General features: G+C 64.0%; 2 protein-coding genes. Both read right to left on the reverse strand.

Translation table 11 applies throughout. The features are described from left to right. Positions 1 to 39: 39 nt before the first annotated feature. Positions 40 to 846, reverse strand: a complete 807-nt coding sequence (locus LCL87_RS25500; RefSeq protein WP_510850864.1) for an IS3 family transposase — start codon at positions 844 to 846, stop codon at positions 40 to 42. A gap of 44 nt (positions 847 to 890) precedes the next feature. After that, positions 891 to 1241 carry a helix-turn-helix domain-containing protein gene (locus tag LCL87_RS25505; RefSeq protein ID WP_225024251.1) on the reverse strand — a complete coding sequence of 117 codons (351 nt, stop codon included), beginning with the start codon at positions 1239 to 1241 and terminating at the stop codon, positions 891 to 893. Positions 1242 to 1463: the final 222 nt, after the last annotated feature.

The following is a 1463-nucleotide window of genomic DNA, read 5'->3' on the forward strand; positions in this document are numbered from 1 at the left end:
TGAACTGGTCCCCGATTGTTGGACTGGCTAAGTGAAAGCCTAGGCCGCGAGGGCCTGGGCCCGGTATTGGACCGGGCTCAGGCCCTCGAGTCGTGTCGAGATCCGTTCGGTGTTGTACCAGTGGATGTAGTCATCCACTGCGGCGGCCAGGGCGTCGGTGTCGAGGTAGCGGGTGTGGTGGAACACCTCTTCTTTGAGGTGGCCGAAGAAGTTCTCCATCACGGCATTGTCGTAGCAGTTCGCTTTGCGGGACATCGATTGTGTCGCACCAGAATCGGTGAGCAGGCCCCGCCAGGACGGGTGCTGATACTGGAATCCCTGGTCGGAGTGCACGAGCAGTTTCTGCCCGTCGCCGATGGTCGCGAGGGCCGTCCGCAGGGAGGTGTTCGTCAGCTCCAGGGTCGGTGACGGCCCGAGCGAGTACGCGATGATCTGGCGGTCGAACAGATCCATGATCGGCGACAGATACAGCTTCCGATCACCGACCCGGAACTCGGTCACATCGGTGACCCACTTGCGGTTCGGGGCATCAGCGGTGAAATCACGGTCGAGGAGATTCGCCGCAACCTTCCCGACCCGGCCCTGATAGGCGATGTATGTGCGCGTGCGGCGGACCCGGCAGACCAGACCGAGCGTGCGCATCAGCATCAGGACGGTCTTCTTCGCCACCCGCCAGCCGGCCCGCGCCAGCACACAGTGGATGCGGCGATGCCCGTAGCGGCCGCGGCTGCCCTCGAACACCTCGGTGACCGCGGCCTTCAACTCGGCATGCGGGTCCGGGGCCTGCAGGCGTGCCTGGTGATAGAAGAACGTCGACCGGGCCAGCCCGGCAACGTCGAGGAGCACATCGAGACGGTGCTCGGCCTTGAGAGAGACGACGGCATCGACCTTCAGCGTCGTTCTTGCGCCCTCAAGGCCCGCAATTTTCCCAGGTAGGCGACCTGCGCCCGCAGTCGCTCGTTCTCCCGACGCAACTGCTCGAGCTCGCTGACCTCGCCCGACCCAGCATCGGCAGGCTTCGTAGGACGACCAGGATGTTTCGGGGGACGACCGGGCTGTTTCGGACGCAACCCGTCCTCGCCCTCGTTGCGATACTTGCGCGTCCACATCTCGATCAGCTTCGGCGACGACAAATCGAACTCCCGAGCGAGCGCGACTTTCGTCTCGCCCGCGAGGTATCGGCGCACCACCTCGAGCTTGAACTCGAACGAGTACGCCTGCCTATCCCGAGGTTTGGCCACCAACGCTCCTGTTCCACGAACCCGCCACCGGTCATACAGCCGTTTGACCGGCGGTCGGCCCGCACCCAGGCTCGACGCGACCGCACGAACCCCCAAGCCGACCTCGAACAACGCTACCGCCGCGGTCCGCTGATCTTCGGACAGTGAACTCGTCGCCCTCATCAAACTGCTCCCCGGAAGTCGGAACTGAATTTCTCAGTCCAACTTCCGGGGAGCAGTTCA

The organism is Prescottella equi, from assembly GCF_020171745.1.
Taxonomy (GTDB): Bacteria; Actinomycetota; Actinomycetes; order Mycobacteriales; family Mycobacteriaceae; genus Prescottella; species Prescottella equi_A.